Here is a 7,358-nt window from a genome sequence, read left to right as displayed (position 1 = left end):
CCCCCGTGCTTCCCCCGTTTCCCCCTGCCCCTCAGGCGACCAACTCGCCGAAGGACTCCTCCTGGTCACGGCCGAAGCTGAGGACCTCGTCCTCACGCAGCCGGCGGAGCGACCGCCAGATGCTGGACTTCACCGTGCCCACGCTGATGTCGAGGATGTCCGCGATCTCCGGGTCGGTGCGGCCCTCGTAGTAGCGGAGGACCAGCATCGTGCGCTGCAGTTCGGGAAGGCGGGCCAGGGCCTGCCAGAGAACCGCGCGCAGCTCCGTGCCGCGCATCGCGTCCGTGTCGCCGACCGTCTCCGGCAGCTCCTCGGTCGGGTACTCGTTCAGCTTGCGGCGGCGCCACGCGCTGATGTGCAGATTCGTCATGGTGCGGCGGAGGTAGCCCCCGACCGCGGCCTTGTCGCTGATCCTGTCCCAGGCCCGGTACGTCGAGAAGAGGGCGCTCTGCAGCAGGTCCTCGGCCTCGAACCGGTCGCCGGTCAGGTGGTAGGCGGTTGCGTACAGGGAGGCACGGCGTTCCTGGACGTAGGCGGTGAACTCCGCCTCCGACAGGGACTTCCGCTCCCCCGAGTCCTCCCCGTACGCGGCTCCCCCGTGAGCCTTGTCAACCACCGTCATGAACCCGGTGTGCTGACGCCCGGCGCCGCGAGCGCACCCCCGCCCGCTCACGGCACCGGACTTCTCAGACCCCCGTCCGACGCCGTGGAGACGCGTGACAACTGCGCTCGAGCTGGTGCTGTGCAGCGAATTCATCTTGCGCCCCCCGTCGGTGGAGTCCGGCTTCTTCGTGTGACCAAAACTCTGCCCCAGTGACTTCATGACGGTGTCCGTCGACTGTCACAGGCCTGTCACAGGGGTAGGGGAGGTCTTCCACCTGTGAAGGTCACGTGTGGGTGCGGGCATCTACCTGCTCTTTACGGGCCCGGGGAGGCTCCAGCAGTCGAACTGGGGCCGTGACATGGGACAGAATGACGTCCGTGCCTTCCCTGTTGCTGATCGAGGACGACGACGCCATCCGGACGGCCCTGGAGCTTTCGCTCACGCGCCAGGGGCATCGGGTGGCCACTGCTGCCACCGGCGAGGACGGCCTGAAGCTGCTCGGCGAGCAGCGGCCGGACCTGATCGTGCTGGATGTGATGCTGCCGGGCATCGACGGGTTCGAGGTGTGCCGTCGCATCCGGCGCACCGACCAGTTGCCGATCATCCTGCTGACCGCGCGCAACGACGACATCGACGTGGTCGTCGGACTGGAGTCCGGCGCCGACGACTATGTGGTCAAGCCCGTGCAGGGCCGGGTGCTGGACGCCCGGATCCGTGCCGTGCTGCGGCGCGGTGAGCGCGAGGCCAATGACGCGGCGACGTTCGGTTCGCTCGTCATCGACCGGGCGGCGATGACCGTGACGAAGAACGGCGAGGACCTGCAGCTCACACCCACCGAGCTGCGGCTGCTCCTGGAGCTGAGCCGCAGGCCGGGCCAGGCCCTGTCGCGGCAGCAGTTGCTGCGTCTGGTGTGGGAGCACGACTACCTCGGCGACTCGCGGCTCGTGGACGCGTGTGTGCAGCGGCTGCGCGCCAAGGTCGAGGACGTGCCCTCGTCGCCGACCCTCATCCGTACGGTGCGCGGCGTCGGTTATCGGCTGGACACGCCTCAGTGACCAAACCGCACGACAAGCTCCGCGGCTGGGCCGCGGCGCGCAAGGCGATACTGGCGGGGCTGCGCTTCACGAGTCTGCGGTTGCGGCTCGTCGTGGTGTTCGGGCTCGTGGCGCTCACCGCGGCGGTCTCCGCGTCCGGCATCGCGTACTGGCTCAACCGCGAGGCCGTGCTGACGCGCGCGCAGGACGCGGCGCTCAAGGACTTCCGGCAGCAGATGCAGAACCGTGCGGGCGCGCTGCCCGGCGACGTCTCGCAGGCCGAACTCCAGGCGACCGCCGAGCAGATGGCGAACAGCAGCCAGCGCTACAGCGTGCTCCTGGTCGCGGAGAAGAAGGGCGGCGGCCAGATCGTCGGCTACTCCGACCTGGACGCCTTCACGCTGGCCAAGGTGCCCGGCTCGCTGCAGAAAGCGGTGAACAAGAAGCAGCCGCTGACCTCCGGCAACAAGAGCCCCTACCACCTGTACTGGCAGCGGACCGTCGACCAGAACACCCCGTATCTGGTGGGCGGTGCCAAGGTGATCGGCGGCGGTCCGACCGGTTACATGCTCAAGTCGCTGGAACCGGAGGCGAAGGACCTCAGTTCGCTGGGCTGGTCCCTGGCCATCGCCACGGGGCTCGCGCTGATCGGCTCGGCGCTGCTCGCGCAGGCCGCGGCGACGACCGTGCTGAAACCGGTGCACCGCCTCGGTGTCGCGGCGCGGCGGCTCGGCGAGGGGAAGCTGGACACGCGGCTCCGGGTGTCCGGGACCGATGAGCTGGCCGACCTGTCGCGCACGTTCAACAGGACCGCCGAGAACCTGGAGAAGAAGGTCGCCGACATGAGCGCCCGTGACGAGGCGTCCCGGCGCTTCGTCGCCGACATGTCGCACGAGCTGCGCACCCCGCTGACCGCGATCACCGCGGTGACGGAGGTCCTGGAGGAGGAGCTCGACGCCGAGACCGGCTCCGTGGACCCGATGATCGAGCCGGCCGTACGGCTCGTGGTGAGCGAGACCCGCCGTCTGAACGACCTCGTGGAGAACCTCATGGAGGTCACCCGCTTCGACGCGGGGACCGCGCGCCTGGTCCTGGACGACGTCGACATCGCCGACCAGATCACCGCGTGCATCGACGCGCGCGCCTGGCTGGACGCGGTGGAGCTGGACGCCGAGCGCGGCATCATGGTCCGCCTCGACCCGCGCCGCCTCGACGTGATCCTGGCGAACCTCATCGGCAACGCCCTGAAGCACGGCGGCTCCCCGGTGGAGGTGTCGGTCCGGCTGGAGGACGCGCAGCTGGTCATCGCCGTACGCGACCACGGCCCCGGCATCCCGGAGGACGTGCTGCCGCACGTCTTCGACCGCTTCTACAAGGCGAGTGCCTCCCGGCCGCGTTCCGAGGGCAGCGGCCTCGGCCTGTCCATCGCCCTGGAGAACGCGCACATCCACGGCGGCGAGATCACCGCCGCCAACTCGCCGGAGGGCGGCGCGATCTTCACGCTGTGGCTGCCGCGCGACGGCGGGGAGACCGAGGGCAACGAGGACGAGCCTGCGGAAGGGGGCCAGGCGTGAACGGGCGTCGTATCCGTGCCGTGGCCGCCGCCGTGGGGCTCACCGCCGTGCTCGCCGGATGCGGGATCAGGTCGACGGAGGTGCCGACCGACTACGGCGCCGCGCCGTCGCGGGTCCCGTGTGTGATGTCGGGCTCCAGCATCGCGTCGCAGTCGGGCACCGGCGTGCCGGTGGAGGTCTTCCTGGTGTGCGCGGCCCAGCTGGTGACCGTCGACCGCAACGTGCAGCTGCGCACGGACAAGGCGACCACCGACCGGGTGCGCATCGCGCAGGCCCTCCTCGACGAGCTGGCGACGCCTCCCTCGGAGGACGAGAAGCAAGCGGGCTTCGCCACGGACGTGCGCCGCGGCATCACCGTGTCCGGGCCGCGCAAGGGCGATCCCGCCGAGGCGCTGCGCCTGAGCACGCCGCCGGAGGACCTGTCCGCCTTCGCGCTCGCACAGATCGTGTGCACGCTGGCCGACAACGCGGCGTCGGACGACGGCACGGTGGTCATGGGCGGCCCCGAGAGCAGTCCCCTGCGGCGCTACGAGTGCACTCCGGAGGTGCGGTCCCGCCCCGGGACCGTGGCACCCCCGGTGAAAACCGTCGGGTAACCACCGTCGCGTACGCGGAACCGATCCCGCCACCCGCGGCGTCTTGGGGGGCGTGCGTCAAGGCTCGGGCGGCCACAGTGCCGCCATCCGCTTCCGTGCGACAGGAGGATTCCTCCTCGTCGCACATCTCCTGCTCGTCGGGTGGATCACGTTGCGCCCGCTGGACGTCCCCTGGGTGAGCGCCGCGAATCTGCAGCCGCTCGCCGGGATCAAGGCGGATCTGGCGCTCGGCGGTCTGCAGGCGGCCCGCCGGATCGGCGAGAGCGTGCTGCTGCTCGCCCCGCTCGGTTTCCTGCTGCCCCTGGCCGGCGGGCGGCTCGTGGTCTCGCCATGGGGTTCGCTGGTGCGCACGGTCGCTGCCGGGGCGATGCTCTCGCTCGGCATCGAACTGCTGCAGACCGGGGTGCCCGGTCAGGTCGTCGACATCGACTCGCTGCTCCTGAACACCTTCGGGGTGGCGCTGGCGCATGTCGCGGTCGTGCCCGCGGTCAGGGCGCGGCTCCGTCGCGGCGATGACGGGGAGCGTCGCGTGGCCCTCCCCCGGGAGGAGGCCCCTCAGGGACCGACCCCGACGATTCCCAGGGTCGGTATCGCACCGTAGAGCGATGCTTTGACCTGCTTCGTGAACGTACCGTCGAAGTATCGAGGCACACAGAGAGGCCTCGCACCCACGGTTCGCGAAGGAGCCCGACATGACCGCCCTTGCCCGCCCCACCAACGGCCGGATGATCGGCGGAGTGTGCGCAGCCCTTGCCCGGCGCTTCGGCACCTCCGCGACGACGATGCGCGTGATCTTCGTGGTCTCGTGCCTGCTGCCCGGCCCCCAGTTCCTGCTCTACATCGCGTTGTGGATCCTGCTGCCCTCGGAGAGCAAGGCCCGTCAGGCCTGGTGACCGCGGCCACGACCGAGCGGCCATGACACGACGATGGGGCGCCCCTCTCCTGGAGGGGCGCCCCATCGGGCGTTCGGACGGGGTCCGGTCAGCCGAGCGGCAGGCCGTTGACGCCGCTGCCGCCGAGGGGCAGGCCGCCGAGCATCCCGGAGACCGCCGAGGTCGGGCCGCCCGGCTTCGGGCCCGTGAGGTTGCCGAGCACGGGCTTGGTGGCTTCCAGGCCGCTGCTGAGGGCGTTCTGTCCGGCGGACAGGGACTCGGTGGCTCCGGCGGCGGGGACCACGGAGGTGACGGGCCCGAGGGCGGCCGCCGGGTCGGCGACGGCGGGAGCGGCGTTCGCGGCACCGGCGCCCGCGGCGGCGAAAGCGGCGCCGAGAGCGGCGACACCGAGGGACTTGGCGACAGACTGCTTCATCTCAATGCGTCCTTGCGTCATTGCTTACGGATGTGGGGAGGGGGGTTTGAGCGGTTCAACGACCGTAAGCAGCCCGGATCACGGTCCAGGGGCAAAGGAAAGCGGCCGGGGTGCGAAATCCCCGGCCGCCGACGCGTCGCCCAACGCGGACGCAATGAGGTCAGCTCTCGACAGAAGCGCTGGTCGAGACGGTCTGACGGAACAGCCATTCGGACTTCAGCTCGGCATATCCGGGCTTGATCACGTCATTGATCATGGCCAGGCGTTCATCGAAAGGAATGAATGCTGATTTCATCGCATTGACTGTGAACCACTGCATGTCGTCGAGCGTGTAGCCGAACGTGCCGACCAGGTGCTCGAATTCGCGGCTCATGCTGGTGCCCGACATCAGGCGGTTGTCGGTGTTCACGGTCGCGCGGAAATGCAGCTTGCGCAGCAGGCCGATGGGGTGTTCCGCGTAGGAGGTGGCGGCGCCCGTCTGGAGGTTGGACGTCGGGCAGAGCTCCAGCGGGATGCGCTTGTCGCGCACGTACGACGCGAGGCGGCCGAGGCGGACCGTGCCGTCGTCGGCGATCTCGATGTCGTCGATGATGCGCACGCCGTGACCGAGGCGGTCGGCGCCGCACCACTGCAGGGCCTGCCAGATCGACGGCAGGCCGAAGGCCTCGCCCGCGTGGATCGTGAAGTGGTTGTTCTCGCGCTTGAGGAACTCGAAGGCGTCGAGGTGGCGGGTGGGCGGGAAGCCCGCCTCGGCGCCCGCGATGTCGAATCCGACGACGCCGAAGTCCCGGTAGCGGTTGGCGAGTTCGGCGATCTCCAGGGCGCGGGCGGCGTGCCGCATGGCGGTGAGCAGGGCGCCCACGCGGATGCGGTGTCCGTTCTCCTTCGCGCGGCGCTCGCCCTCGCGGAAGCCCTCGTTGACGGCTTCGACGACCTCTTCGAGGGTGAGGCCCTGCTCCAGGTGCTGCTCGGGGGCGTACCGGATCTCGGCGTAGACGACGCCGTCCTCGGCGAGGTCCTCGGCGCACTCGGCGGCCACGCGCTTGAGGGCGTCCTTCGTCTGCATCACCGCGCAGGTGTGGGCGAAGGTCTCCAGGTAGCGCTCCAGGGAGCCGGAGTCGGCCGCCTCGCGGAACCAGATCCCGAGCTTGTCGGGGTCGGTCTCGGGCAGGCCCTCGTACCCGTTCTCCCGGGCGAGGTCGACGATCGTGCCGGGGCGCAGGCCACCGTCGAGGTGGTCGTGCAGGAGCACCTTCGGGGCGCGGCCGATCTGGTCGGCGCTGGGCGATTCACGGTCCGTGTGACCGGCTGTGTGTGTCTGGCTCGTCATTTCGGCACTCTAGCGCCTACGCGCGTAGAACTCACTGGTCGATACGTAACAGTGACCCTGCGGAAGGGTGGCGTACACCATGGCTTCTGACACTGTTCTGTCATGGCACAGGAAGGGACCGCGGGGCCGGCGGGCGCGGCCAGGCTCGGGCGTGTGATCGGAACGGCGCCCTCGGCGGTCGGCGGAGTGGTGCTCCTGCTCCCCGGCGGCGCCGAGACCTCCAGCCGCAAGCCGTCGCCGCTGGCGGGAGTCGGGGTGCGCGCGCTGGGCCGAAGACTGGCCCACGACGGCCGGGAGGCGGGCCTCGCCACGCATGTCGTGCACTACCGCTGCCGGGGCTGGAACGGCGCGCAGGCGGAGCTCGCCCGCGACACGAACTGGGCGGCGGACGAAATCGTACGTCTCTACGGCGACGTCCCCGTCTGCCTGGCCGGAGTGGACATGGGCGGCCGCGCGGCGCTCCGCGCGGGCGGGCACACGGCGGTCAACTCCGTGCTGGCGATGGCCCCTTGGCTGCCGGAGGACGACGTGGCCGCGCCGCCCGAGCCGGTGAAGCAGCTCGCGGGGCGCCGGGTGCTCATCGTGCACGGCACGAACGACGAACGGACCGATCCCGAGCTGTCGTTCCGGCTCGCGGAGCGGGCCAAGAAGGCGAACCGGGACGTGTGCCGGTTCGAGGTGCACTCGGACGGGCACCGGTTGCACCAGCATCAGTCCGAAGTCCTGGCGCTGGCCTCGGACTTCGTGATGGGCACGTTGTTCGGGGCGGACTTCGCCCGCCCCTTGGAGGACGCGTTGGCGGCTCCGCCGCCGTTGGGGCTGCGGATGCCGTTGGCCTCCGGCTTCGGGCAGTCGCTTCGAAGGTGAGGCCCTTCCGCGACGGGGCCCTGTCTGTCACCGGCTTCGCCGAGT

General features: G+C 70.4%; 9 protein-coding genes. 6 read left to right on the top strand and 3 right to left on the bottom strand.

Features of this window, described 5'->3' with window-relative positions; all coding sequences use genetic code 11:
• Nucleotides 1–31: 31 nt before the first annotated feature.
• Nucleotides 32–757: a SigE family RNA polymerase sigma factor gene (locus AOK03_RS30910; RefSeq protein WP_055568672.1), complete on the bottom strand. Its 726-nt coding sequence runs from the start codon at nt 755–757 to the stop codon at nt 32–34.
• Between the two features lie 224 nt (nt 758–981).
• Between AOK03_RS30910 and afsQ1 the strand changes: the two genes are divergently transcribed.
• The 5 genes from afsQ1 (at nt 982) to AOK03_RS30885 (ending at nt 4,701) form a co-directional block, all read left to right on the top strand.
• Nucleotides 982–1,659 carry a two-component system response regulator AfsQ1 gene (gene afsQ1 / locus AOK03_RS30905; RefSeq protein WP_033264947.1) on the top strand — a complete coding sequence of 226 codons (678 nt, stop codon included), beginning with the start codon at nt 982–984 and terminating at the stop codon, nt 1,657–1,659.
• Nucleotides 1,656–3,212, top strand: coding sequence for a sensor histidine kinase (locus AOK03_RS30900; RefSeq protein ID WP_055568670.1), 1,557 nt, complete (start codon nt 1,656–1,658; stop codon nt 3,210–3,212). Before afsQ1 ends, AOK03_RS30900 begins: the two co-directional genes overlap by 4 nt.
• Nucleotides 3,209–3,808 (top strand): hypothetical protein, encoded by a 600-nt coding sequence (locus tag AOK03_RS30895; RefSeq protein ID WP_055568669.1) that lies wholly within the window; start codon nt 3,209–3,211, stop codon nt 3,806–3,808. Before AOK03_RS30900 ends, AOK03_RS30895 begins: the two co-directional genes overlap by 4 nt.
• Nucleotides 3,809–3,860: 52 nt before the next feature.
• A complete protein-coding gene (locus AOK03_RS30890; RefSeq protein WP_055568668.1) occupies nt 3,861–4,409 on the top strand; it encodes a VanZ family protein in 549 nt (182 codons plus the stop codon).
• Nucleotides 4,410–4,500: 91 nt separating this feature from the next.
• Nucleotides 4,501–4,701: a PspC domain-containing protein gene (locus tag AOK03_RS30885; RefSeq protein WP_055568667.1), complete on the top strand. Its 201-nt coding sequence runs from the start codon at nt 4,501–4,503 to the stop codon at nt 4,699–4,701.
• An 88-nt stretch (nt 4,702–4,789) separates the two neighbouring features.
• Here the strand turns inward: AOK03_RS30885 and AOK03_RS30880 are convergent, their stop codons facing one another.
• Both AOK03_RS30880 and AOK03_RS30875 read right to left on the bottom strand, forming a co-directional pair.
• Nucleotides 4,790–5,116, bottom strand: a complete 327-nt coding sequence (locus AOK03_RS30880; protein WP_055568666.1) for a hypothetical protein — start codon at nt 5,114–5,116, stop codon at nt 4,790–4,792.
• A 160-nt stretch (nt 5,117–5,276) separates the two neighbouring features.
• Nucleotides 5,277–6,446, bottom strand: a complete 1,170-nt coding sequence (locus tag AOK03_RS30875) for an adenosine deaminase (protein ID WP_055568665.1) — start codon at nt 6,444–6,446, stop codon at nt 5,277–5,279.
• A 102-nt stretch (nt 6,447–6,548) separates the two neighbouring features.
• Here AOK03_RS30875 and AOK03_RS30870 point away from each other — a divergent pair, with 102 nt between their 5' ends.
• Complete coding sequence (locus AOK03_RS30870) at nt 6,549–7,313, top strand: alpha/beta hydrolase (protein WP_055568664.1); 765 nt, start codon at nt 6,549–6,551, stop codon at nt 7,311–7,313.
• Nucleotides 7,314–7,358 lie beyond the last annotated feature (45 nt).

It is taken from the genome of Streptomyces atriruber, from assembly GCF_001418325.1.
Lineage (GTDB): Bacteria > Actinomycetota > Actinomycetes > Streptomycetales > Streptomycetaceae > Streptomyces > Streptomyces atriruber.
This window is presented reverse-complemented; position numbering and strand designations above follow the sequence as displayed.

What these genes read in the sequence shown, in the direction of transcription:
- AOK03_RS30910 (WP_055568672.1), bottom strand. Translation starts at nt 757, where the DNA reads ATGAATTCGCTGCACAGCACCAGCTCGAGCGCAGTTGTCACGCGTCTC.
- AOK03_RS30885 (WP_055568667.1), top strand. Translation starts at nt 4,501, where the DNA reads ATGACCGCCCTTGCCCGCCCCACCAACGGCCGGATGATCGGCGGAGTG.
- AOK03_RS30880 (WP_055568666.1), bottom strand. Translation starts at nt 5,116, where the DNA reads ATGAAGCAGTCTGTCGCCAAGTCCCTCGGTGTCGCCGCTCTCGGCGCC.
- AOK03_RS30875 (WP_055568665.1), bottom strand. Translation starts at nt 6,446, where the DNA reads ATGACGAGCCAGACACACACAGCCGGTCACACGGACCGTGAATCGCCC.
- AOK03_RS30870 (WP_055568664.1), top strand. Translation starts at nt 6,549, where the DNA reads ATGGCACAGGAAGGGACCGCGGGGCCGGCGGGCGCGGCCAGGCTCGGG.